The sequence below is a fragment of the Cryobacterium sp. Hh11 genome, assembly GCF_004404045.1.
In the GTDB taxonomy this organism is placed as follows: domain Bacteria; phylum Actinomycetota; class Actinomycetes; order Actinomycetales; family Microbacteriaceae; genus Cryobacterium; species Cryobacterium levicorallinum.
Window position 1 is genome coordinate 19,175 of the sequence record NZ_SOHF01000012.1, and the last position, 22,952, is coordinate 42,126.

Sequence of the window (22,952 nt, forward strand, 5' to 3'; positions counted from 1 at the left end):
TGTGTTTCCTTCCGTAGTGGTGAATTCGGCGATCGCCGGATTCGTAAAGTGTCTAGTGTTCCTCAGCCAGCGCGAGCTGGATGTAGACGGCGGTGAGTAGGGCAAAAATGTAAGCCTGGAGGACGGCAATCAGCACTTCGAACAGCGTGAAGGCGAAGCCGAAGACGAGGGTGCCAGCGCCGAAGAGCTTGAACCCGCCATCCGCAGTGAAGAAGAAGAACTGGGTGGCGCTGAAGAACAGCACGAGCAGAAGGTGTCCGACGATCATGTTCATCATCAGTCGAAGCGTAAGGGTGACCGGTCGCACCAGGAACGTCGAGATGAATTCAATCGGCGTCACGATGATGTACAGGGCCGGCGGAACTCCGGGCGGGAAGAGCGAGTTGCGGAAGAACTTCGCAGGGCTCTTCTTGACGCCGGCGTAGATGAAGGTTCCGTAGGAAATGACACCGAGCAGCAGCGGAACCCCGATCACCGAGGTACCGGCGATATTGAGGAACGGGATGATGCCCGTGATGTTCATGAACAACACCATGAAGAAGATGGTCGTCAGAAGCGGCAGAAAACGCTTGCCGTCTTTCTTACCGAGCAGGTCTTCGGCGATATTGACGCGAACGAAGTCGAGTCCCATTTCGGCCAGGCTCTGGCCGCGGGTCGGAATGATCTTCATGCGACGCGTACCAAGCCAGAACACCAGCATCAGAACCGCAACCGCGAGGAAGCGAATCAGGATAATGCGGTTGATCTCGAACGGAGTATCGGCAAAGAAGATTACATCGGGGAAGAACTCATTGATGGAGGGACCGTGGAATTCACCGTCGTCGGTGGCAGACGGGACCATCAGGTTTACGGCGATTTTTAGCAGCGCTTTCTCCTGTTTCGGGGCGGTGAGCTCTGCTCGCGCATCGACGAATATGGGCAGGTTCACTACGCTGTAAAGCATGTGCAAACCGGGGTTGGATCGGTGTTTACTCTAGCAAAGATCAGGCGCTGCGCCGAATCGAGAGCGGGATGGGTCGAGGCTTGGGTGCCAAGATCAGTCGTCGATGGGTGCAGGGGGCAACGTGACGTCACTCGTATAGGGCATTCGACTCTTCATCACCACGACCGCATCGACCACGAGGGAGCCGATCACTCCGGCAATGATGCAGAAGAACAGCACCATTGGCTGGATCCAGGCGCGGTCCTGCAGCAGCACCAAAAGCACCAGGAAGACGACGAACTTGAGCAGCCAGCCGCCCATGATGATGCCAAAGAATCCACCGATGGCGGATTCGTTTCCGGCCACGCGGTTGGCCAGGAGAATACTGCCGGCCGTGATCCCCATGAAGGCGACCGACATGGCCGTTCCGATCAGAGCGCTGAGCACCCCGGTACCGCCGTCGACGACAAAGCCCACAATGGATCCGACCACCGCGATGGCCACGGCGACGTAGACGCCGTAGATCAGGATGCGACGCAGCACGGGGATCGAGGTGGGCTGGGTGGGGGCGGGCGTGTTGGTGCTGGTCATGCGTTCTCCTCGGCAGGCGTCGCCGCGGGGGCGGTCGCTCGTGTCGTTGCGGGGTCGGATAGTACGGGTGTGTCTGTGGTGTCCTGGGCCGCGACGTCGAGCGGGTCGAGCTGATTCAGAACGACCACCGGCAGCGGCGCCGACTGGCTGGCCCACTCGCCGGTCTTGCGGCGACCGAGGGGGGCGAGGGTGACGATGGTGCAGATCAGGAGCGAGGTCACCAGGAAGATGGTGGCGTAGCCGGTGGGAAGACCGAGGTAAACCGGCAGGATGTAGTAGAGCAGGCATCCGATGGATGCTGCTGCTGTCCACCCATAGAAGATCAGCACGGCATGCAGGTGGGAATGTCCCATATCGAGCAAGCGGTGGTGCAGGTGTTTTCGGTCGGCACTGAAGGGGGACTTGCCCGCGTGTACCCGGCGGAGGACGGCGAGCCCGAAGTCCAGCAGCGGGATGATCATGATCGCCAGGGGCAGCAGGAGGGGAATGAAGGCCGGGAACAGCTGGGAACGATTGAGGGAGGTCAGGTCGATCTGCCCGGTGATGGCTATCGCACTCGTGGCCATGAGCAGGCCTACCAGGAGCGCACCGGCGTCGCCCATGAACATCTTCGCTGGATGCCAGTTCAACGGCAGGAACCCCACACAGGCGCCGACCAGGATGGCAGCAATCAGCGAGGCGAGGTTGAAGTAGTTGGTCGGCGAGGTGTCACGCACGAGCAGGTAGCTGTACAGAAAGAACACGCCGTTGGCGATGAGGGCGACGCCGGTGACGAGACCGTCGAGGCCATCGATGAAGTTGATCATGTTCATGACGACGACGATGGCGACGACCGTGACGACGATCGACGTCCAGCCGCTCCAGACCGTCAGTCCGCCGATCGGCAGGGAGTAGATCTGCACGCCCTGCCAGGCCACGAGCCCGGCGGCGATGAATTGGCCGGCGAGTTTCGTCATCCAGTCGAGGTCCCAGATGTCGTCGGCCACCCCGACCAGCACGATCAGCAGCGCTGCGCCGAGGATCGCGAGGATCTGCTGCGGGTCGGCAAAGACCAGGCGCAGCGGTGCGAATGCCCCGGCCGTGAGGTAGGCGATACCGAATGCGACCAGGATGCCGAGGAACATGGCGATTCCGCCGAGGCGCGGCGTCGGGCGGGTGTGCACGTCACGTTCCCGAATCTTTGGGTAGAGACGGTACTTGTGGCTGAGCTTGTAGACGACGATCGACAGCCCGAAGGTGACGATCGCCGAAACGAGCGCGAGCAGAATGAATACTGTCATGGGCTACCGGCTGGTATCCGTATCGTCCTGGGAGGGTGCGGAGAGCGTGGGTGCCGCATCCGTTTCGCCTGCATCGGCGGGATCGACCGCTGCGTCGGGCGCCGCTGTCTCGGGCGCCGCCTCCGGGGCCAGCAGTGCGGCGATGACGTCGGAGATCGCGTCTCGGGAGATGACCCCGGAGCGCACGATGTGCAGCAGACCGCCGTTGGTCTCAAAGCCGGTCGCGTCGACGATGGTCGAGGAGCCCTCACCAGCCAGTCCGAAGGCGCTTTCATAGGTGTTGCCGGCCGTTCCGCCGTCGAGATAGATCTCAACGCTTTCGCCGAGGGCGGCCTCGGCGGAAAGCGCGTCGAGGGCGGCGGGCGCGCCGCTGAGGTTCGCGCTCGACACCGCGAGCGGGCCGGTTGCGGCGAGCAAGTCGAGCGCGACCTGGTTGCTCGGCATGCGCAGGGCCACGGTGCCGCGGGTTTCGCCGAGATCCCAGACCAGCGACGGCTGGGCGTGGACGATGACGGTTAATCCGCCCGGCCAGAACGCCGCGACCAGATCGCGAACGGGCTGCGGTACGTCGACGGCGAGGGCATCGAGGGTGCTGACGGTGGGAATCAGCACGGGCGGCGGCGACTGGCGCCCGCGCCCCTTCGCGTCCAGGAGCAGCTGTACGGCTTCGGCATTGAACGCGTCGGCGGCAACCCCGTAGACGGTGTCGGTGGGGATGACGACGAGGGCCCCTCGGCCGATCGCCGACCGCGCCAGTGCGATGGCCGCCTGGTATTTCGATTGGTTCGTGTCGGACTCGCCCGTGTCCGAGTCGCTCGTGCAGTCGTAGATACGTGTCATTTCCGGCAATTCTAACCCAGCGCGGTTGTGAGAAGCGGATTCCACGGCCACCGGTTGCGTCGCGCGTCGCTCAGGGGTGCAACGCCGTGGTCGCCCGGTCGCGACTCGTGTAGTCACGGTGGGTGGCCGGGGCGCGCCAACCGTCCGCGGTTAGCAGAGCCCGGATAGCCACTCCCTGCAGTTCCCCGTGTTCGATCACGAGCACACCGCCCGGTCGCAGCAGGCGCAGGCCGGTCGCCGATACGCTTCGCACCACGTCGAGGCCGTCCGGACCACCGAACAGGGCATGGGCCGGATCGAACAGGCGCACCTCGGGGTCGCGGGGAATCGCATCCGCTGGAATGTACGGGGGATTGGAAATGACGACGGCGACCGTGCCGTTGAGTTCGACGAAGGCGTCGGCGAGGTCACCGAAGGTGAGGGTGGCGTTGGGGGCAGCGACCTCCGCGAAGTTGCGAGAGGTCCACGGGTACGCTTCCGCCGAGTTCTCGACGGCGAAGATACGGGCGTGCGGCACCTCTGTGGCCAGGGCCAGAGCGATGGCGCCACTGCCGGTGCCGAGGTCGACACCGATCGGCTCCGCGTCGGGCATCGATCGCAGCGCGTCGATAGCGAACTGGGCGACCTGCTCGGTTTCGGGGCGAGGCACGAAGACACCCGGTCCAACGTTGAGGGCCAGCGACCGGAAGGGGGCGCGCCCTGTTATGTGCTGCAGGGGCTCGCGGGCGCTGCGGCGGGCCAGCAGGAGGTCGATGGTGACTGCATCCGCTTTGCTGACGGGTTTGGCCAGGATGCTGGCGGCCTGCACTTCGCCGCGGCTTTGACCGAGCACGTGGCCGATCAGCAGGTCGGCGTCAACCTCCGGGTCGGTGATTCCGGCGGCGCCGAGCCGGGCAATCGCCTGGTTTCTCAAGGAGGTGACGGTGGGAGGCAGGGCAGAATCTGAAGAAGGCACGTAGTGAAATGTAACGCACCCGACCGTTGACGGCCGTGGGCCATAGGCTGGAGAAGGCCCTACACACCAAATTTTGCCGAAGATCACCGAATGAAAGTTGCTCACGTGCCCAAGATCTATTCCGACATCACCGAAGCCGTCGGTGGGACCCCCCTCGTCAAGCTGAACCGTTTGACCGCCGGGCTCGGCGCCACCGTTCTCGCCAAGCTCGAGTTCTACAACCCCTCCAGCAGCGTGAAGGACCGCATCGGCGTCGCCATCATCAACGCGGCCGAGAAGGATGGCTCGCTCAAGCCGGGCGGCACCATCGTTGAAGCGACCAGCGGCAACACGGGCATCGCCCTGGCTATGGTCGGCGCAGCCCGTGGCTACAACGTCATTCTGGCCATGCCGGAGACGATGAGCAAGGAACGTCGCGTCATGATGCGCGCTTACGGCGCCGAGATCGTGCTGACCTCCGGTGCCGACGGTATGCGCGGCGCGGTCGAGAAGGCCGCCGAGATCGTTTCCAACACCCCGGGCGCCGTTCTGGCCAGCCAGTTCACGAACCCGGCCAACCCAGCCATCCACCGCGCGACCACCGGCGTGGAGATCTGGAACGACACCGAGGGCACCGTCGACATTCTCGTCGCGGGCATCGGCACCGGCGGCACCATTTCCGGCACCGGCGGCTATCTCAAGGAGCAGAAGCCAGGCCTCAAGGTCGTCGGCGTTGAGCCGATTGACTCCCCCATTCTCTCCGGTGGCAAGCCCGGCCCGCACAAGATTCAGGGCCTCGGTGCGAACTTCGTGCCGGAAACTCTGGACCGTCAGGTCTACGACTCGATCACCGATGTCACCCTGGCCGACTCGCTCGCCACGGCACGCAAGCTCGGTACCGATGAGGGCATCCTCGGCGGCATCTCCGGTGGCGCTGCCGTCTGGGCCGCGCTCGAGCAGGCGAAACTGCCCGAGAACAAGGGCAAGACCATCGTCGTCATCATTCCCGGCTTCGGCGAACGGTACATCTCAACCGTGCTGTACGAAGACCTGCTCGACTAAGCCGTCAGCCCCTCCATGAATCCCCCAGAGTCAGTGAGCGTTTTCGAGCGCCTCCGCGAAGACATCGCAACGGCGCGCACCCACGACCCGGCCGCGCGCAGCAACACCGAGGTCTTCCTTGCCTACAGTGGGCTGCACGCGGTCTGGTCGTATCGGATCGCGAACCGTCTGTGGCGTCGTGGACTACACCTGCTGGCCCGCCTGATATCTCAGGTGACCCGGTTTCTGACCGGAATTGAGATTCACCCGGGGGCAACCATCGGGCGTCGCCTGTTCATTGACCACGGCATGGGTGTCGTGATCGGTGAAACGGCCGTGCTCGGGAACGATGTGATGCTGTACCACGCGGTGACGCTGGGCGGCAAGAGCCGGCACGGGCATTCACGCGGCGTGCGGCGGCATCCGTTTCTCGAAGACGGAGTCACCGTGGGAGCTGGCGCCAAGGTCCTCGGCCCGATCACCATCGGTGCCTGGAGCACGATCGGCTCGAACGCGGTCGTAACCAAAGATGCCCCGCCGCGGTCGCTGCTCGTGGGGGTGCCGGCGACGATACGCCCGCAGACGCCCGCGACGGTCGAGTCCGCCCGCGGAGGCACTCTGGAGCCCGAGTACTACCTCTAGAATACGACCGGGCCCGGGCCTGGAAAGTAGGCCCATGTTCTATCGTGGGCCCGCTTTCCGGGCCCGGGCCCGGTTAGGTTAATGCGAGTGCTACTCGGGGTCGCCGAGCTCGGCCAGGCGGGTTTCCTCGTCGGCGTGGATGCAGGAGTCGATCACGGGGCCGAGGGCTCCGTTCATGACGGCGTCGAGGTTGTAGGCCTTGTAGCCGGTACGGTGATCGGCGATGCGGTTCTCCGGAAAGTTATAAGTGCGGATGCGCTCGGAGCGATCCATGGTACGAATCTGCCCCTTGCGCACAAGCGAGGCCGCCGCGTCGATTTCTTCCTGCTGACGCGCCAGAACCCGGGCCCGCAGCACGCGCATCCCGGCTTCCTTGTTCTGCAGCTGCGACTTCTCGTTCTGCATGGCCACCACGATTCCGGTCGGAAGGTGGGTGATGCGCACGGCGGAGTCGGTGGTGTTGACCGACTGGCCACCGGGACCGCTCGAACGATACACGTCGATCTTGAGGTCGTTCGGGTGCAGCTCGACTTCTTCGGGCTCGTCAACCTCGGGGAAGACCAGCACGCCGGCCGCCGACGTGTGAATGCGTCCCTGCGACTCGGTCGCCGGTACGCGCTGCACGCGGTGCACGCCGCCCTCGTACTTCAGGTGCGCCCAGACACCGTCGGCAGGGTCGCTCGAATTGCCCTTGATAGCGAGCTGGATGTCTTTGATGCCGCCAAGATCGCTCGAAGTCTGCTCGATGATCTCGGTTTTCCAGCGATTGGACTCGGCGTAGTGCAGATACATGCGCAGCAGATCGGCGGCGAACAGTGCCGATTCGGCACCGCCCTCCCCCATCTTGATCTCCATGATCACGTCGCGGGCGTCGAGTTCGTCGCGCGGAATCAGCAGGCGTCGCAGCTTCTCAGCCGTAACATCAAGCTGTTCCACCAAATCCGGAATCTCTTCGGCGAAGGCAGCGTCTTCGTCAGCGAGTTCACGAGCGGCTTCGAGGTTATCTTCAACCGCTTTCCACTCGTGGTACGCCGCGATGATGCGACTCAACTCGGCATAGCGCCGGTTGACCTTTTTCGAACGGGCCGGATTCGCGTGCAGCTCCGGATCCGCCAACTGCGACTGCAGGTCGTCGTGCTCGGCCAGCAGCGTGAGGACGGATTCGAACATTACTTATCCTTGTCTGACCCGTTCAGGGTCGGCATCGACTTCTGAACCTGCATGAGGAATTCCACGTTCGAGGAGGTCTCCTTGAGACGGCCGAGGATGAGTTCGAGCGCCTGCTGCTGCTCGAGCCCGGCGAGGGCGCGACGCAGCTTCCAGGTGACCTTGACTTCATCCGCGCTCATCAGCATTTCTTCGCGGCGGGTGCCCGACGCGTTCACGTCGACGGCGGGGAAGATGCGCTTGTCGGCCAGCTGGCGGGACAGGCGCAGTTCCATGTTGCCGGTGCCCTTGAACTCTTCAAAGATGACCTCGTCCATCTTGGAGCCGGTCTCCACGAGCGCGGAGGCGAGAATGGTGAGCGAGCCACCGTTCTCAATATTGCGCGCCGCACCGAAGAAACGCTTCGGCGGATACAAAGCGGATGCGTCGACGCCGCCGGAGAGGATGCGACCGGAGGCCGGGGCCACCAGGTTGTAGGCGCGGCCCAGTCGGGTGATCGAGTCGAGCAGAACGACGACGTCGTGGCCGAGCTCGACCAGACGCTTGGCACGCTCGATGGCGAGTTCGGCGACGGTGGTGTGGTCTTCGGCCGGACGGTCGAAGGTGGAGGCGATGACCTCACCCTTCACCGTTCGCTGCATGTCGGTGACCTCCTCTGGACGCTCGTCAACCAGAACGACCATGAGGTGAACCTCAGGGTTGTTGGTGGCGATGGCGTTCGCGATCTGCTGCATGACGATGGTCTTGCCGGCCTTGGGCGGTGCAACGATCAGGCCGCGCTGGCCCTTGCCGATCGGAGCGACGAGGTCGATGATGCGCTGGGTGAGCTTGCCCGGCTCGGTTTCGAGGCGCAGGCGCTCCGTCGGGTACAGCGGCGTGAGCTTGTGGAAGTCGACACGGGCCGCGGCCTCTTCAACGGTCTGACCGTTGATCGAGTCGACCTTGACGATGGCGTTGTACTTCTGTCGGCCGGACTGGTCACCCTCGTGCGGCTGGCGAATGGAGCCGACGACGGCGTCACCCTTGCGCAGGTTGTACTTCTTGACCTGACCGAGCGAGACGTAGACGTCGCTCGCACCGGGCAGGTAGCCGGAGGTGCGCACGAACGCGTAGTTGTCGAGCACGTCCAGGATTCCGGCGACGGGAATGAGTACGTCATCGTCGTTGACCTCGGGCTCGAAGTCATCGCCCTGGTTTGGGCCGCGACGCTTGCGGTCACGGTACCGGTTGCGGTTGCCGCGGCCATTCATGTCGTCGTCGAGACGGTCGGGACCCTGGTTACGGTCCTGGCCACGGTCGTTCTGACCCTGATTGCGGTCCTGATTGCGGTCCTGGCCCTGATTACGGTCCTGATTGCGATCCTGGCCCTGATTGCGATCGGCCTGCGCCTGCGCGCGCTCCTGATTGCGTTCCTGGTTGCGCTCATTGCGCGCCTGACGCTGACTCTGTGCGCGGGTCAGGCCCTCGTCGTTTGAGCCGTTCTGGTTGCGGTCGTTCTGGTTGTTCTGATCAACCTGGTTACGGTCGGCGACCTGCGCACGATCGCCACCGCGGCTGCGGCTGCGGCTGCGGCCCTGGCGCGGCGCGTTCGCCTCGTTGGAGTCATCGGTCGATTCGTTTGAGTCGTCTACTGCCTCGACCTGCGGGGCCGCTGCGTCGGCGGGCACCTCGACCGGCGCGGCACTGTCGGTGCCAGCATCGGCTGCGGGAACGTTGCGCTGCGACGACGCCCGACGGGACGGACGGCGGGCTGCCGGTGCAGTCTCGGCTGGCGTGCTCTCGGCCGGGACGCTGTCGGTCGGGGCGCTGTCAGCGGCTGCGCTGTCGGTCGGGGCGCTGTCAGCGGTGTTGAGGACGACGGCGGCCGCACCATCGAGGTGAACCGGCGCAACCTGCACGCGCTTGCGCGCCTGGCGAACCGGCTTGTCGGTGACCGGTTCGGTGTTCTCGCCGGTGTTTTCAGAAGCGGATGCGGCAGCATCCGCTGTCGGCGCGCTAGCGGCGGCCGCAGCGCCACGGGCGTTGCGTGCAATACGAGAGCCGGCGGCCGGAGCGTCGGGAAGGATAATGCCGAATCCGGAGCTGGCGTCGGCATTGACGTGGGATTTGGCGGGAGCGGCGGTGCTGGTGCTGGCACGACGAGGCGCACGCTTACGCGGAGCAGCATCGATGGCCTCGGCGAGGCTCTCGACCGGTGCGGACTCGGCCGGCAACGACTCAACTACGGAAGCAACATCAAGGGGAGCAACGGTCAGGGCCGGAGCAGGGTTACTGGCCTGTTCAGTGCTGGTCTGCTCGGTATCGGCCTGTTCGGTGCCGGACCGAGCCGTTTCGATTGCGTCCACGAGTTCTCCTTTACGAAGCTTGGAAGCGCCGGAGATTCCCAGCTCGAGAGCCAGAGCCTGAAGCTCGGACACGCGAAGGGTACTGAGACGGGGAAGATCCGAGCCAGTGGCGCGGAGGTTGACATCAGTCACGAAGGGGGTTCCTTTCCCCTGCCGAACAAAAATTCAGGCCAGGAGATGTATGCAGCGACGAATGCGCTGCGGGTGATCCAATCCGACAAGTGGAGGGGATTGGTGTAAACACACACAGCTACGCACGAAATCGCAATAGCAGTGAGGTACAGGGAATGCACCGGATGTCGCCGGAGGCGGTTTCTATCGGGTGCGCTTCAACCATAGCACTCCACCACCAGTCGAATCGCCAGTCGGGCCGACGCGCACGAGGCACGTCAGCCCGATCAGAACGAGCGTTACGCGGCGCTCTCGGCCGTGCTCGCGGAAGCGAGCGGATGCACGGTGGCACCCTGCACATCAACGGCGAGCATGAGCGCGCGCCACGGGGTGTCTGACTGGCTCGCGACGAGTTCGGCTGCGACCAGACGCTGGCCCGGGTCACTCGCCAGCACCAGAATGGATGGACCGGCACCGGACACGACGGCCGCGAAGCCGGCTTCGCGCAGCAGGGTGATGAGCTTATTCGTCTCCGGCATGGCAGCGGCGCGGTAGCTCTGGTGCAGCTTGTCCTCGGTCGCGGCCAGCAGCAGCTCCGGGCTCTGAATCAGCGCGGCGATCAGCAGCGCAGAGCGCGACAGGTTGAAAACGGCGTCCTCGTGCGGCACGGAAGCTGGTTGCAGGCTGCGCGCAAGCGCGGTGGACATCTCCTGCTCAGGAACGAACACGAGAGGCTTGACGCCGCGGTGCACAACGAGCTTTTTGTGACGCGGGCCCTCGGGGGTGGTCCAGGCGATGGTCAAACTCCCAAACAGTGCGGGGGCGACGTTGTCCGGGTGCCCTTCCATCTCGGTGGCGAGTACGAGCAGCATTTCGGCGTCGATGTCGACCACGCCCTCCAGCAGTCCCTTGGCCGCCATGATGCCCGACACGATGGCCGCACCGGAGGAGCCGAGGCCGCGACCGTGCGGAATGACGTTGTGCGCGACGATGTTGAGCCCGGGCATGGGCTGACCCACGGCCTCGAAGGTGTGGATGATCGCACGCACGACGAGGTTGCTCTCGTCGGTGGGCACCTCACCGGCGCCCACTCCGTGCACCTCGACAAAGACACCGGGTTCGCTGCGCACGGTGACTTCGAGCTGGTCGTACTTGGCCAGTGCGAGCCCGAGCGTGTCGAAACCGGGGCCGAGGTTCGCCGTGGTGGCCGGCACCTGCACCGACACGGCCCGCCCAATCAGCGAGACAGAACTGGTCATGCCTTGCCCAGGCCGAGCACGCTGGCGATTTCGGCGGTGTCGACCGGAACGATGGTGGGCACGACGTCGGAGCCGTCGGCGGTGCGCAGCGCCCAGTTCGGATCCTTCAGACCGTGGCCGGTGACGGTGATCACGACGGTCGAGCCCTTGGGGATGAATCCGGCCTCGGCGCGCTCGAGCAGGCCGGCCACTCCAATAGCGGATGCCGGTTCTACGAAAATTCCGACCTCGGCCGAGAGAATGCGGTGCGCTTCAAGAATTTTTGCATCGGTGATGGCACCGAAATAGCCGTCGCTCTGCTCCCGCGCGTTCAGCGCGAGGTCCCAGGATGCCGGGTTGCCGATGCGGATGGCGCTCGCGATGGTGTCGGGGTTGTCGACCCGGTGGCCGAGCACGATCGGGGCGCTGCCGGAGGCCTGGAAACCGAACATGCGTGGCAGTTTCGTGGTGGCGCCGCGGGCGACCTCTTCGCTGTAACCGCGAAAATAGGCGGTGTAGTTGCCGGCGTTGCCGACCGGAACGAACTGAAAGTCCGGGGCGTCGCCGAGCACCTCGACGACCTCGAAGGCGGCGGTCTTCTGGCCTTCGATGCGGTCGGGGTTGACCGAGTTGACCAGGTGCACCGGGTAGTTGGTGGCGAGGTCACGGGCGATGTCGAGGCAGTCGTCGAAGTTGCCCTGCACCTGCAGCAGCTGCGCGTTGTGGGCGACAGCCTGGCTGAGCTTGCCCATGGCGATCTTGCCCTCGGGCACGAGCACAGCGGCGGTGATGCCCGCGTGGGTGGCGTAGGCGGCGGCGGAGGCACTCGTGTTGCCGGTCGAGGCGCAGATGACAGCCTTCGCGCCGTCTTCCATGGCCTTGGAGATGGCCATCGTCATGCCGCGGTCCTTGAACGACCCGGTCGGGTTCATGCCCTCGAACTTGATCCAGACCTTCGCGCCGGTGCGCGCGGAGAGCGCTGCGGCGGGGATGAGCGGCGTGCCGCCCTCCCCGAGGGTGATGATCGGGGTCTTCTCGGAGATATTCAGTCGGTCGGAGTATTCGTTCAGCACCCCGCGCCACTGGCGGCTGACGATCGCGCCGGGCTTGGTCAGATTGGTACTGGTCTCGCTTGGGCTAAACATCAGACTCCTTCAACTCTCAAAACGGATGCGACTTCGGTGACAACACTGTTGGTGGCCAGGTCCTGCACGGTGGCGGCGAGTGCGGCCTCCGTTGCGTCATGGGTCCCGATCACTAGGGTAGCCGTGGCCGAGCGTGCTGCACGACTCTTCGTTGCCATCACGGCCGGTGTCATGGACTGTTCCACGAGCGCCAACGAGACCTTGCGTTGGCCGAAGACGCTCGCGATGGTCGCGAGCACGCCGGGTTCGTCGGTGACTTCGAGGGTCACCGCGTACCGTGTGGTGACCCGGCCGATATCAAAGATGGGCAGTTCGGCGTAGGTCGACGCGGCAACGCCCGGCCCACCGGCAACGTGACGCCGCGCGATGGAGACAACGTCCCCGAGCACGGCCGAGGCCGTCTCCACTCCCCCGGCTCCGGCGCCGTAGAACATGAGGCTGCCGGCGGATTCCGCCTCGACGAAGACGGCATTGTTGGCGCCGTGCACAGCGGCCAGCGGATGGCTGCGCGGAACCATCGCCGGGTAGACCCGTGCCGACACCCCGTCGACGCCGTTTTCATCGGTGACCCGTTCGCAAATGGCGAGCAGCTTCACGACATAGCCGGCCTTGCGCGCCGATTCAATCTGCGCGGGGGTGACCGACTCAATGCCTTCACGGTAAACGGATGCCAACGGCACCGTCGTGTGAAATGCCAGACTCGCCAGAATGGCCGCCTTCTGCGCGGCGTCGTATCCGCCGATGTCGGCCGTCGGATCGGCCTCGGCGTAACCGAGCGCGGTCGCCTCGGCCAGCGCGTCTTTGAGACTGGACCCATCGGTGTCCATCCGGTCGAGAATGAAGTTCGTGGTGCCGTTCACGATGCCGAGAATGCGCTTGACTTGATCGCCGGCGAGGCTCTCCCGCAGCGGACGCACGATGGGGATGGCCCCAGCCACCGCGGCCTCGTAGTTGATTTGGGCGCCGACCTGATCGGCGGCCGCGAACAGCTCGGGTCCGGCTTGGGCGAGGAGCGCCTTGTTGGCGGTGACAACATCCGCTCCACTATTGATCGCCAGCAAAATGTGGCTGCGAGCCGGCTCGATGCCGCCCATCAGCTCGATCACGATGTCTGCGCCGAGAATAAGCTCTTCGGCGTTGGTGGTGAACAGGTCGCGGGGCAGGTCGACCGTGCGTTCCGCGTTCACGTCGCGCACCGCGATGCCGACCAGTTCGAGGGTGGCGCCGACGCGGTTGGCCAGTTCAGGGCCCTGTTCCAGCAACAGGCGGGCTACCTGGGCCCCCACGTTGCCACCGCCGAGGAGCGCGACGCGCAGATTGCGGTATTCGATCTTCAAGATTCTCCTCCATTGGCCGGGCCCGTCGAAGGCATCCCGGTGTCCCGCGCGAGCAGGTCGGCTATCGTTTCGCCGCGCACGAGCACCCGCGCCGTGCCATCCAGCACGGCAACGACGGGCGCGCGGCCCTGGTAGTTGTAGTTGTTGGACAAAGCCCAGCAGTAGGCGCCGGTGGCCGGCACCGCGAGCAGATCGCCGGGGGTCACATCATTCGGCAGATAGTCGGCGTCGACGACGATGTCGCCGCTCTCACAGTGCTTGCCGGCGATGCGCACGAGCACCGGCTCGGCCGTCGACACCCGATCGGCGAGGCGTACCGCATAGTCGGCCCCATAGAGGGCCGGGCGAACGTTGTCGCTCATGCCGCCATCGACGCTGACGTAGAGGCGCTGCGTGCCCGACACGTCGACCGCTTTGGTGGTGCCGACACGGTAGAGGCTCACGCCGGCGCGTCCGATGATGACGCGGCCCGGTTCGAACGCGACGACCGGCAGCGGGATGTTCAGCCGCGCGCACTCGGTGGCGACGATGTCGGCCAGGGCTTCGGCGAGCTCTCGAATCGGCGTGGGTTCGTCGGCGCTCGTGTAGGCGATGCCGAAGCCACCACCGAGGTTGAGTTCGGGCACCGGGCCGTCTTTGAGCAGGACCGCGTGCAGGTCGAGCAGCCGGGCGGCCGACTCGGCGAATCCGTCTGCACCGAAGATCTGAGAGCCGATGTGGCAGTGCAGGCCGACAAAGCCCAGCGCGGGTTCCGCGCGAATCAGCGCGACCAACCTCGGTGCATCGGTAAGCACGATGCCGAACTTCTGGTCTTCGTGCGAGGTGGCCAGAAATTCGTGGGTATGGGCGTGCACGCCGCTGTTCACGCGCAGCCGCACGTTCTGCACCCGGCCGTTGCGCGCGGCGGCTTCGGCGACGCGGCCGATTTCCACCTCGCTGTCGATCACGATCGTGCCGACGCCCACCCGGGTGGCCTGGTCGAGTTCGGCGAGGGACTTGTTATTGCCGTGAAAGCCGAGCCTGGCCGGTTCGGCGCCGCCAGCCAGCGCGACGGCGAGTTCGCCACCGCTGCAGACGTCGATATTGAGGCCCGCGGCGGTGACCCAGCGCACGATCTCGGTCGACAGAAACGCCTTCCCGGCGTAATACACCTTGACGCTCGTGCCGATACGCGCGAACTCAGCCTGGAACACGGTGAGCAGCTCGCTCGCGCGGGCGCGGGCATCCGCTTCATCGATGACATAGAGAGGAGTGCCGAATTCGGCGGCGAGGGCCGAAGCCCTCACCCCGCCGATGAGGAGTTCACCGCTGGTGCTGCGGGCGGCCGTCGCCGGCCAGAGGCCGGGTGCCAGCGCGTTCGCGTCGGCGGGAAGGCGCAGCCAGTCGGGGGCCAGAGAATTAGGTTCAGTCGTCACGGGGAGTACCTCACGAGAGTCGAAGGGGAATCTCAGCGAGCGAACCCGGATTGGTCCCTGAAGCCGGAAAAATTGGTCAGCCCACGAAAGGGGCAGGCCTGACCAAATTCTACCGCCGAAGGTGATGACGATCGAATTAGTCGGCGCAGCTGCCGAGGGTGGTCAGCGACTGCACGGTGAGCCGCAAAGTGCTCGACTCCAGCGTAACGCGTGCTCGCTCGGGTGAAATGTCAACGTCGCTCAGTTCGACTCCCTCGGGCAGGTAGCTGGCCACGCAGACACCGATCGGGGCCTGCTGGAGGATGAGATTGACCAGCGGTGTTGCATCGATGTCGCCAATGCCGCTGGTGACGGTCGCTTCGGTCGGGGTGAAGTTCAGGGTATCGCCGGCGGCGCTGGCCGTGGCCGTGGCGCTGTAGCCGACATTGAACTCGAACAACCTCACCGACGCGGTCAAGGCAACGTCATTATCGCCGAGGGTCAGGACGGCGTCGGCCGGCGCGCTGCCGGAGGCCTGAACGAGCTGATTGAGGGCGGCCTCATCGAGGTCAAGGGTCGCACTGAGCGAGCCAATCGCCTTGGCCGTATTGGTCGACACATCGCGGGCAATGACATGAACGGATGCCGGCACGCCGTCAACAGTCAGCTTCGGCGCGGTCAGTTCCACCTCGTCGAAATTGCCTCCGATGAACTGGGCGATCACCGAGGTGCCGCCGATGGTCACGGTGACGTCCCCGGTCACGGAGGCGGGCATCCGCTTGCTGATTTCGGTTTCGGCACGGTCCTGGGCGAAAGCGCGCAGTCCGCTATCGACCAGGAAAAACGCGACCACGAGCAGAACGGCAAGCGTCCCCAGAATTATCAGCGGAACCAGACCGCGACGTTTGCGCTTGGCCACGATTACATACGCTCCGGGGCGGTGACGCCGAGCAGGTCGAGGCCGTTGCGGATCACCTGGCTGGTCGCGTCGTTGAGCCACAGACGGGTGCGGTGCAGGTCGGTGACCGGTTCCTCGCCGAGCGGGATGACGCGGCAGTTGTCGTACCAGCGGTGGTAGTAGCCGGCGACCTCTTCGATGTAGCGGGCGACGCGGTGCGGCTCTCGCAATTCGGCGGCCTGGGCGACGATGCGCGGGTATTCCTGCAGCACGCCGAGCAGCGCGGATTCGCTGTCGTGCACGAGCAGCTCCGGCGAGAACACCGAGCGCTCGACGCCGCTCGCTGCCGCATTGCGGGCGACCGAGCAGGTGCGGGCGTGGGCGTACTGCACATAGAAGACCGGGTTGTCGTTCGTCTTCTTGCCGAGCAGGTCGAGGTCGATATCGAGCTGCGAGTCGCTGTTCGAGCGCACCAGGGCGTAGCGGCCGGCATCAACACCGACGGCGTCGACGAGGTCGTCCAGGGTGACGATGGTGCCGGCACGCTTACTCATGCGCACCGGTTCGCCGTCTTTGAGCAGGTTGACCATCTGGCCGATCAGAATCTGCAGGTTCACGCCGGGCTCGTCACCGAAGGCTGACACCATCGCCATCATGCGGCCGACATAACCGTGGTGGTCGGCGCCGAGCATGATCAGGCACTGGTCGAATCCGCGCTCACGCTTGTCGAGGTAGTAGCCGAGGTCGCCCGAAATATAGGCGGGTTCACCGTTGGAGCGGATGATCACCCGGTCACGATCGTCGCCGAAGGTGGTGGTGCGCAGCCAGATGGCGCCATCCGCTTCGAAAATATGACCCTGTTCGCGGAGGCGTTCGATGGCGCGGTTGACGGCGCCGGATTCGTGCAGCGAGTCTTCGTGAAAATACACGTCGAAGTCGACGCCGAAACCGTGCAGCTTGTCCTTGATCTCGGTGAACATGAGGTCGACACCGATCGAGCGGAACACTTCCTGCTGCTCGTCGCGGGGCAGGGCAGCGACGTCGCCGTCGTACTTCGCAAGCACGTTGGCCGCGATATCGCCAATGTACGCTCCGCCGTAGCCGTCTTCGGGAGTCGGCTCGTCGAGGTAGCTCGCCAGCACGCTGCGGGCAAAGCGATCGATCTGCGAGCCGTGGTCGTTGAAGTAGTACTCGCGGGTGACGTCGGCGCCCTCGGCTTGCAGTACGCGGGCGAGGCTGTCGCCGACCGCGGCCCAGCGCACGCCGCCCATGTGGATCGGGCCGGTGGGGTTGGCCGAGACGAATTCGAGGTTGATTTTGAGACCGTCGTAGAGGTGGCCGGTGCCGTAGACCTCGCCCAGGTTGACGATGGTCCTGGCGAGCGCGCCGGCCGCCGCAGCCTCGAGACGGATATTGATGAAGCCGGGGCCGGCGATTTCAACGGATGCGACATCGCTCAGCTGTTCGAGACCGGCGGCCAACTCCGCGGCGATTTCACGCGGGTTGGCGCCGAGCGGCTTGGCGATCTTCAGCGCGATGCTCGAGGCCCAGTCACCGTGGTCGCGATTGCGCGGGCGTTCGACGGCGACGTCGGCGAGGGTGAGTCCGAGGTCTACCCTTGCCGTGTCAGCCTCGCGTCGGCGTTCGCTGACGTCCTGGATGAGATCGAAAAGGGACTGGGAGAGTTCGGCAGGAGTCACTGAACAATCGTACCGGCCCCTCCTGTTGGTAAGGTCAACACGTGACTGATACCCGCGTCTACCCCTCATTTGCCCGCACCGTTCCTCGCTTTGCGCGGCGTCGGGCAGGCCTGGTGCTCGCCGGTGGCGCTCTGTTCGCGCTCGTTCTGAGCGGCTGCGCCAGTGGCGACGAGCCGACACCGACGGATTCTGCGGCGGCGACGAGCACGGCATCCGCTGAACCGACCGAGAGTGCAGCGCCCTCGTCATCGCCGACGCCGACCCCGGAAGCGACCGGTTCTCCGATCGAGCGAGCCTGCGATGAGCTGCTCACCCTGCAGGATCTCTACGATTTCAACCCGAATTACGGCACCGCGCCGAGCTTCGCCCCAGCCGCCGGTGGCTTGGCCGAGTCTGCGCTTGACTACAACGGACTCGCCTGCGGCTACTCGAACCAGACTAGTGGCGAGCTCATCGAGCTCTCGCTGGTGGCGCCGAACGACGTCTTGATGACCACGCTCAAGCAGCAAGCGGATGCCGACAGCCAGGCCGTGCCCACTTACGGAACCCCGCCGACCGTCGACGGCTTCTTTGAATACGCCGCCGCCGGCAGCGGCCAGGCACAGGTCTTCACGGGAACCTACTGGGTCACCTTGAGCTCGCCAGCCTTCATCGAGCCGGGCGACTCCGAGCGCCTCATGTCGGCGGTGCTCGGTCACCTCGGGTAGCTGCTAACCTTGAATCACCCTGGCCCCCATAGCTCAGGGGATAGAGCACTGCCCTCCGGAGGCAGGGGCGGCAGTTCGAATCTGCCTGGGGGCACATCTGTCACGTGACAGTCCAGTTCGGACTATTGCCACCTACTTCGGACAATCCGGCTATCAAGTTCGTTGAAAGTCATGTCGTTGTCATGAGCAGACGTGACCCGAACGCGGTCCTCAGCCTGTCGCAGTTGACGTGCCTTGGCGGGATTTCCTTACGCGACAGGTCAAACGGGACAAATTCGCTCAGACGGTGTGCGGGGCCCTGTCTTGGCGGGGGCGTTCCCGTATGAGGTCCGGCTTACGGGACGCTTTTCAGGTCTTGCCGAACCGGTAGGCCGTGGGGCCTTTGCCGTGCACCCGCCAGTCGTAGACCGTGGAGATCCGGATGCCCAGGTATGCCGCCAGCTCGTGGACGTCCATCAGAGGCTCCAGCCCAGTCGTCGATGGGAGGAGAAGTTGGGTAGTCGTCGTGGATGCTCATATCCAGAAGGTGCGCAAGACGATCCCGGACGATCCCGGACGATCGGGAGGGACCGAAACCGACCTCAGCGCCTCGGACGACAGGGCCGGCTCAGCGGCCCCGAAAGGGTCAAAATGATCAGGTAGTGATGACACAATCAAATCTCTTAACCAAAAAAGTCCCGGAAACCCCTTAAACCAGAAATCGCTCCTGAGAAGCCTCAGGAGCGATTTCTTTTTGTTTCGACCGGACCGTGTCGTGAAGAGTTTCTCGAACGGCCCTGTGGTCGGGCTGACAGATTTTGTACCGGCGACCCCCGAAGGTTTAGGCCTTAAAGGATGACCATGCGAACCACTTTGAGCGCTGTCCTTTACGCGCCTCGGCGACCAGACATCGAACGCACCAGGAACGCAATCACCGCAAGCACCAAGAGAATGATGCCAACCCACAATAAGAAATTCAGCGACTGCACAAAACCGCCAGTCAGCAGGAGGACGACCGCGATGATGGCGACGACGATAAACAGCATGTTCATGGTGTTTCCTTTCCTATGTTCCCCGGACCCCCCAGCATACGGGGCACGTTCGCTATTCCTTGAACACGTCTTTCACCTGTTCGCCGGCCTGCTTGAGACTCGCCTTGGCCTGATCGGTTTTGCCTTCAGTCTCGAGCGACTTGCCCCCCGCGATCTGGCCTGCGCTCTCCTTGAGCTTTCCTCCGGCCTTTTCAGCCGCGTTCCTGATTTTGTCGGCCTCACTCATTGTTTCCACCTCACGTCACTCGAAGATAGTGAGGTTGCCGGCTAATCGGATCTTCAGCATTCCGGACGAGCCTCTTTCCGATGACGGTACTCTCGCGCCAGGGTCGCAACAATGAGCTGGACACCGGCACCGCGGTCGTGACGCACCCCGTGCTGAGAATCCCGCCCATGCGAGCGAGCGTGGCGCGTTGAGCGGTCGGGACCGGGCGCGGAGGGATGCCGTCATTGTGGACCAGCGACAGCCGTTTTGTGCGAACGCCCGCGCCCGTACTTCGCCCGGGAATCGAAGGATTACCACCCAGCGCTACTATGGGGAAAATACCCGCATTGACAATGAGCAACGATGGGGCAACAAATGCTTCTGAATTTAGCTGAGTATTAGAGCCTCTGAGCCCCACCCGATCGTGCGGTTGAGCCCCACCCGATCGTGCGGTTGGGCCCCACTGATCGTGGCGCAGAGTCCCAGTCGTGGTGTGGCTCAGGACCACTGACTATTTGAGGCTGTGAGAGCCACCCAATTGTGCGGTTCAGAGCCACCGATCGTCCGGAAGTGCGCTCAATGACACCGACAATGGTGCTGAACAGTGCGAATCACGCATCTCAACAGTGGTGCTCACCCGCACCACAGGTGGTGCCCATCGAAGCGAATAGTCATTTAGCCAGGGAACGATGCGAAAGTCAAAATGCCCTGGCGTCAAGGCATCGCAACTAGTCATCAGTCGCCGGACCTTCGAGGCGGGAGAGTAGGGCTGCGAGCGCCCGGGTGATATCCATCGCGATGGATATCGCGGCCCCCATCGACGTCGCCGGAGTGGAGTCCTTTATGTCGTCAAGCTCGGCCATGAGGGACGCAACCGCATCCGCAGCAGCGGAGTGCGCCGTCAGATCCTTATTTCCCGAATCCCAATCACGCAGCGCCGCAGCCAGCGCGTCAAGCGCCAGGCTCACCGACGGGCGCAAGTCCTCTCTCAGTTGCACCTTGATCGGGGTGCCCCACACTGCCCCGGCCAGCACCTCCGTGAGGTCCCTCACGTGAAAGGCGATGGTTTCGAGCGCAGCAAGGTCCTCGTAGTCGGCGCTCAGGTCTCGGTGGCGGTGGATTCGAGCCCGCGGATTGACTTTGCGGCTTTCGTCGGCCTGCTGCAGCGATGTTCGCAACCCGCTGGAAAGGTTGACGAGCGAGTCATTGCGCGACGCCCAGCCCTCCCGCTCCGGTGGCCAGTTCTCGGCGACGACTTCGGCGACCTCGGATAGGTGATCGGCTAGCGCTGAGCGATAGTTCGAGAGGTTCTGGCCCACGGCATTGAGGTTCAGCGCGGGAAAGACCAACATGTTGATCAGGAGCCCGACGACGATGCCGAGGCTGATTTGCACGACATAGCCGATGGAATAAGAGTCGGCATCGGGCCCCCCCACGATCAGCACGAACAAGACCGTCACGGGTATGTATTCGCGGTTGTTGCCGAACCACCCTGTCGCGGCGATCAGCGCGCCGATGCCGACGGCGACCGAAATCGTCACCACGTTCGGCTGGCTGAAGACGAGCACAGCCGCGGCGAGCACAATTCCGACTGCGAGACTGCCGAGGGTCTGCAGAGCATTCCGAACCGAGCCCATGAGCGTGGGATACATGCTCACGAGGGCGCCGAGAGGTGCGTAGTAGGGGTAGTTGTCGGCGACCCCGGGCAAGTACGGAGCGATTGACCATGAAATGCCGACGGCTACTGCGGCTTTGCCGGCCTGCAGCATGCGCGACCTGGTTATCTGCGATTTCAGCTGCCACGCCGTGCGTATAACTGGTGCCAGCGTGGTGCCTGTCATTATTGTTCCATTCGATCACCGTGCCCACCGGGCGTTCGTTGCTTCGTTACCGTACCGACCGAACCGGGGAATTTCCAGGCAGTGCACTCCGTTCGAGTTGCCCGGTCATCGTTCCCCTGTGACACAACGTCGGCGAACTCGGCCGCCAAGTAGTTTGGACCCAGATCTGTCGCTCTCGACGTTCCGTTTACGGGCGCCTATCTCGGGCCGTTGCCCTGCAGCGACGCCATGCGGCAATAGCAACGGACATCGCCATCACGCCGAGGGTGACCAGTACGAAGGTGGCAGTTGGAGTCATGCGGCTCGCTATCTCTTTCGGAACGCTCAGGTGAGCTTCTTGAGCATCTTCACCGAAGTTGTTTCGTACCCAAGCGAGTTGTAAAGCCCCCGGGCGCCGGTGTTGAATCCGAAGACGCTCAGGCCGAGAGACTGCGCTCCGTGTGAGTGTGCGTATTCCTCGCCGAGGAGCATTGCCGCTCTCCCGAAACCCTGACCACGCTGGTCAACGTTGATGACAACGTCCCAGACCCACCACGCCCCTGGATCGGCGCTGACGTCCTGTCCGATCCACAGGTATCCCACTGCGGCACCCGCCTTGTTCATGACGTGAAAGACCTCATTGCCAGGGCTCGGAGCACCATCCGGGAACAAACGAGCCATGCTCTCGACGGCTCTGCGTTGCGCTTCCTCATGCGTTCCACCCTGGGCAACCAAATCACTTACGTATTCGGTGCAGCTGCGGTCCAACCACGCTGGGAACTCGCTGGTGAGGATTCGCTGAAGGGTCACAGTCATCCGTCAATTCTTCCAGACAAGTGTCGCCGGCCAACGATTCCTGGTCGAAGCAGATTCGGTTTATGCGACCCCATCTGATGCTATATTTGTATAGCACTCTGAGGAGGGATGCCATATGCCGCAAATCAATCTCCGCGTTGACGATGAAACGGATCATCGCCTGCAATATCTGTCGGAGCGCACTGGGCGGTCGAAAACGTTTTATGCGACCGAAGCATTGACCCAGTATCTGGACGAGAACGAAGACTATCTCTTGGCCAAGGATGCGCTCGAGGAATTCACTCAGTCCAACGACGACGCCATTGACCTAGCCGATGTGGTCTGGCCTGTGTGAGCTACACGATCAGATTCACCCCGAAGGCAGCGAAGCAGGTCAGGAAACTCGACTCGGCCGCCGCGAAACGGATTCGTGATTTTCTTGAGCAGAAGCTTTCCGTACTAGACAATCCGCGCCAGCTCGGTAAAAAGCTCGTTAACGAAGAATTCTGGCGTTACCGGGTCGGCGACTACCGAATCCTCACAAATATTGACGACGATCAAATTCTCATCCTCATTGTCGAGGTTGCACATCGTCGCGAGGTCTACAACAGGCTCTAAACACAGCAACGGCGCCGCTCGACGCGCCAAGTTCGATATTGCCAGCGAAACGAGACGTGTCCCGCAGAGGGTTGGCGAATTCAACCGGTCGTCGCAACGATGGGTATTTCTGGCTCTGACAATAGTCGTTGCATCGCTTGAGCGGGTGTGATGCCGCCGAGTGTTTTGCGGGGTCGATTGTTGAGTTCGGT

22 protein-coding genes and 1 tRNA gene are annotated in these 22,952 nt (G+C 63.8%); 6 read left to right on the forward strand and 17 right to left on the reverse strand.

Features of this window, described 5'->3' with window-relative positions; translation table 11 throughout:
* Positions 1–52: 52 nt before the first annotated feature.
* The 5 genes from atpB to prmC all read right to left on the reverse strand — a co-directional run bounded on the left by atpB (position 53) and on the right by prmC (position 4,567).
* Positions 53–841 carry a F0F1 ATP synthase subunit A gene (atpB, locus tag E3T46_RS05135; protein WP_241980470.1) on the reverse strand — a complete coding sequence of 263 codons (789 nt, stop codon included), beginning with the start codon at positions 839–841 and terminating at the stop codon, positions 53–55.
* 195 nt (positions 842–1,036) lie between these two features.
* On the reverse strand, positions 1,037–1,513 hold the full coding sequence (locus E3T46_RS05140; protein WP_092448750.1) for a hypothetical protein: 477 nt from the start codon (positions 1,511–1,513) through the stop codon (positions 1,037–1,039).
* Positions 1,510–2,793, reverse strand: a complete 1,284-nt coding sequence (locus E3T46_RS05145) for an MraY family glycosyltransferase (protein WP_134577715.1) — start codon at positions 2,791–2,793, stop codon at positions 1,510–1,512. The genes E3T46_RS05140 and E3T46_RS05145 overlap by 4 nt, the downstream gene beginning before the upstream one ends.
* Before the next feature lie 3 nt (positions 2,794–2,796).
* On the reverse strand, positions 2,797–3,633 hold the full coding sequence (locus tag E3T46_RS05150) for an L-threonylcarbamoyladenylate synthase (protein ID WP_134577716.1): 837 nt from the start codon (positions 3,631–3,633) through the stop codon (positions 2,797–2,799).
* Positions 3,634–3,703: 70 nt separating this feature from the next.
* Entirely contained in the window at positions 3,704–4,567 is an 864-nt protein-coding gene (prmC, locus tag E3T46_RS05155; protein ID WP_241980471.1) for a peptide chain release factor N(5)-glutamine methyltransferase, read from the reverse strand.
* A gap of 126 nt (positions 4,568–4,693) precedes the next feature.
* Here prmC and cysK point away from each other — a divergent pair, with 126 nt between their 5' ends.
* Together cysK and epsC are read left to right on the forward strand one after the other, a co-directional pair.
* Positions 4,694–5,629, forward strand: a complete 936-nt coding sequence (gene cysK / locus E3T46_RS05160) for a cysteine synthase A (RefSeq protein WP_174845375.1) — start codon at positions 4,694–4,696, stop codon at positions 5,627–5,629.
* A gap of 33 nt (positions 5,630–5,662) precedes the next feature.
* Complete coding sequence (gene epsC, locus E3T46_RS05165; RefSeq protein WP_134577719.1) at positions 5,663–6,250, forward strand: serine O-acetyltransferase EpsC; 588 nt, start codon at positions 5,663–5,665, stop codon at positions 6,248–6,250.
* A 90-nt stretch (positions 6,251–6,340) separates the two neighbouring features.
* Here epsC and prfA read toward each other — a convergent pair whose 3' ends face one another.
* The 8 genes from prfA to argS all read right to left on the reverse strand — a co-directional run bounded on the left by prfA (position 6,341) and on the right by argS (position 17,585).
* On the reverse strand, positions 6,341–7,420 hold the full coding sequence (gene prfA, locus E3T46_RS05170) for a peptide chain release factor 1 (protein ID WP_134577720.1): 1,080 nt from the start codon (positions 7,418–7,420) through the stop codon (positions 6,341–6,343).
* Positions 7,420–9,894, reverse strand: a complete 2,475-nt coding sequence (gene rho / locus E3T46_RS05175; RefSeq protein ID WP_134577721.1) for a transcription termination factor Rho — start codon at positions 9,892–9,894, stop codon at positions 7,420–7,422. Before rho ends, prfA begins: the two co-directional genes overlap by 1 nt.
* 278 nt (positions 9,895–10,172) lie before the next feature.
* Positions 10,173–11,132 (reverse strand): homoserine kinase, encoded by a 960-nt coding sequence (gene thrB / locus E3T46_RS05180; protein WP_134577722.1) that lies wholly within the window; start codon positions 11,130–11,132, stop codon positions 10,173–10,175.
* Positions 11,129–12,256, reverse strand: a complete 1,128-nt coding sequence (gene thrC, locus E3T46_RS05185) for a threonine synthase (protein ID WP_134469839.1) — start codon at positions 12,254–12,256, stop codon at positions 11,129–11,131. The genes thrB and thrC overlap by 4 nt, the downstream gene beginning before the upstream one ends.
* A complete protein-coding gene (locus tag E3T46_RS05190) occupies positions 12,256–13,593 on the reverse strand; it encodes a homoserine dehydrogenase (protein WP_241980469.1) in 1,338 nt (445 codons plus the stop codon). The genes thrC and E3T46_RS05190 overlap by 1 nt, the downstream gene beginning before the upstream one ends.
* Entirely contained in the window at positions 13,590–15,008 is a 1,419-nt protein-coding gene (lysA, locus tag E3T46_RS05195; protein ID WP_134577723.1) for a diaminopimelate decarboxylase, read from the reverse strand. The genes E3T46_RS05190 and lysA overlap by 4 nt, the downstream gene beginning before the upstream one ends.
* 136 nt (positions 15,009–15,144) lie before the next feature.
* Complete coding sequence (locus E3T46_RS05200) at positions 15,145–15,906, reverse strand: DUF2993 domain-containing protein (protein ID WP_166790172.1); 762 nt, start codon at positions 15,904–15,906, stop codon at positions 15,145–15,147.
* Positions 15,907–15,908: 2 nt separating this feature from the next.
* Positions 15,909–17,585, reverse strand: coding sequence for an arginine--tRNA ligase (argS, locus tag E3T46_RS05205; protein WP_134577725.1), 1,677 nt, complete (start codon positions 17,583–17,585; stop codon positions 15,909–15,911).
* Between the two features lie 41 nt (positions 17,586–17,626).
* On the opposite strand from argS, the gene E3T46_RS05210 reads away from it, so the two are divergent.
* A complete protein-coding gene (locus tag E3T46_RS05210; RefSeq protein ID WP_134577726.1) occupies positions 17,627–18,292 on the forward strand; it encodes an iron ABC transporter ATP-binding protein in 666 nt (221 codons plus the stop codon).
* 22 nt (positions 18,293–18,314) lie between these two features.
* Positions 18,315–18,386 (forward strand) — tRNA-Arg (locus E3T46_RS05215).
* Between the two features lie 772 nt (positions 18,387–19,158).
* Here the strand turns inward: E3T46_RS05215 and E3T46_RS17765 are convergent.
* The 4 genes from E3T46_RS17765 to E3T46_RS05235 form a co-directional block, all read right to left on the reverse strand.
* Positions 19,159–19,323 carry a DUF2207 domain-containing protein gene (locus E3T46_RS17765; protein ID WP_146070591.1) on the reverse strand — a complete coding sequence of 55 codons (165 nt, stop codon included), beginning with the start codon at positions 19,321–19,323 and terminating at the stop codon, positions 19,159–19,161.
* Between the two features lie 52 nt (positions 19,324–19,375).
* Positions 19,376–19,549: a CsbD family protein gene (locus E3T46_RS05225; RefSeq protein ID WP_134577728.1), complete on the reverse strand. Its 174-nt coding sequence runs from the start codon at positions 19,547–19,549 to the stop codon at positions 19,376–19,378.
* A 707-nt stretch (positions 19,550–20,256) separates the two neighbouring features.
* Complete coding sequence (locus E3T46_RS05230) at positions 20,257–21,369, reverse strand: FUSC family protein (RefSeq protein WP_134577729.1); 1,113 nt, start codon at positions 21,367–21,369, stop codon at positions 20,257–20,259.
* A 324-nt stretch (positions 21,370–21,693) separates the two neighbouring features.
* On the reverse strand, positions 21,694–22,164 hold the full coding sequence (locus E3T46_RS05235; protein WP_134577730.1) for a GNAT family N-acetyltransferase: 471 nt from the start codon (positions 22,162–22,164) through the stop codon (positions 21,694–21,696).
* A gap of 115 nt (positions 22,165–22,279) precedes the next feature.
* On the opposite strand from E3T46_RS05235, the gene E3T46_RS05240 reads away from it, so the two are divergent.
* Together E3T46_RS05240 and E3T46_RS05245 are read left to right on the forward strand one after the other, a co-directional pair.
* Entirely contained in the window at positions 22,280–22,498 is a 219-nt protein-coding gene (locus tag E3T46_RS05240) for a TraY domain-containing protein (protein WP_092448772.1), read from the forward strand.
* Positions 22,495–22,761 (forward strand): type II toxin-antitoxin system RelE/ParE family toxin, encoded by a 267-nt coding sequence (locus E3T46_RS05245; RefSeq protein ID WP_134441469.1) that lies wholly within the window; start codon positions 22,495–22,497, stop codon positions 22,759–22,761. Before E3T46_RS05240 ends, E3T46_RS05245 begins: the two co-directional genes overlap by 4 nt.
* Positions 22,762–22,952 lie beyond the last annotated feature (191 nt).

Bases quoted from the DNA above. Each gene is read 5' to 3' on its own strand.
- atpB (WP_241980470.1), bottom strand. From the start codon at position 841: ATGGTCCCGTCTGCCACCGACGACGGTGAATTCCACGGTCCCTCCATC.
- E3T46_RS05140 (WP_092448750.1), bottom strand. From the start codon at position 1,513: ATGACCAGCACCAACACGCCCGCCCCCACCCAGCCCACCTCGATCCCC.
- E3T46_RS05145 (WP_134577715.1), bottom strand. From the start codon at position 2,793: ATGACAGTATTCATTCTGCTCGCGCTCGTTTCGGCGATCGTCACCTTC.
- E3T46_RS05150 (WP_134577716.1), bottom strand. From the start codon at position 3,633: ATGACACGTATCTACGACTGCACGAGCGACTCGGACACGGGCGAGTCC.
- prfA (WP_134577720.1), bottom strand. From the start codon at position 7,420: ATGTTCGAATCCGTCCTCACGCTGCTGGCCGAGCACGACGACCTGCAG.
- thrB (WP_134577722.1), bottom strand. From the start codon at position 11,132: ATGACCAGTTCTGTCTCGCTGATTGGGCGGGCCGTGTCGGTGCAGGTG.
- thrC (WP_134469839.1), bottom strand. From the start codon at position 12,256: ATGTTTAGCCCAAGCGAGACCAGTACCAATCTGACCAAGCCCGGCGCG.
- E3T46_RS17765 (WP_146070591.1), bottom strand. From the start codon at position 19,323: ATGAACATGCTGTTTATCGTCGTCGCCATCATCGCGGTCGTCCTCCTG.
- E3T46_RS05225 (WP_134577728.1), bottom strand. From the start codon at position 19,549: ATGAGTGAGGCCGACAAAATCAGGAACGCGGCTGAAAAGGCCGGAGGA.
- E3T46_RS05230 (WP_134577729.1), bottom strand. From the start codon at position 21,369: ATGACAGGCACCACGCTGGCACCAGTTATACGCACGGCGTGGCAGCTG.
- E3T46_RS05235 (WP_134577730.1), bottom strand. From the start codon at position 22,164: ATGACTGTGACCCTTCAGCGAATCCTCACCAGCGAGTTCCCAGCGTGG.
- E3T46_RS05240 (WP_092448772.1), top strand. From the start codon at position 22,280: ATGCCGCAAATCAATCTCCGCGTTGACGATGAAACGGATCATCGCCTG.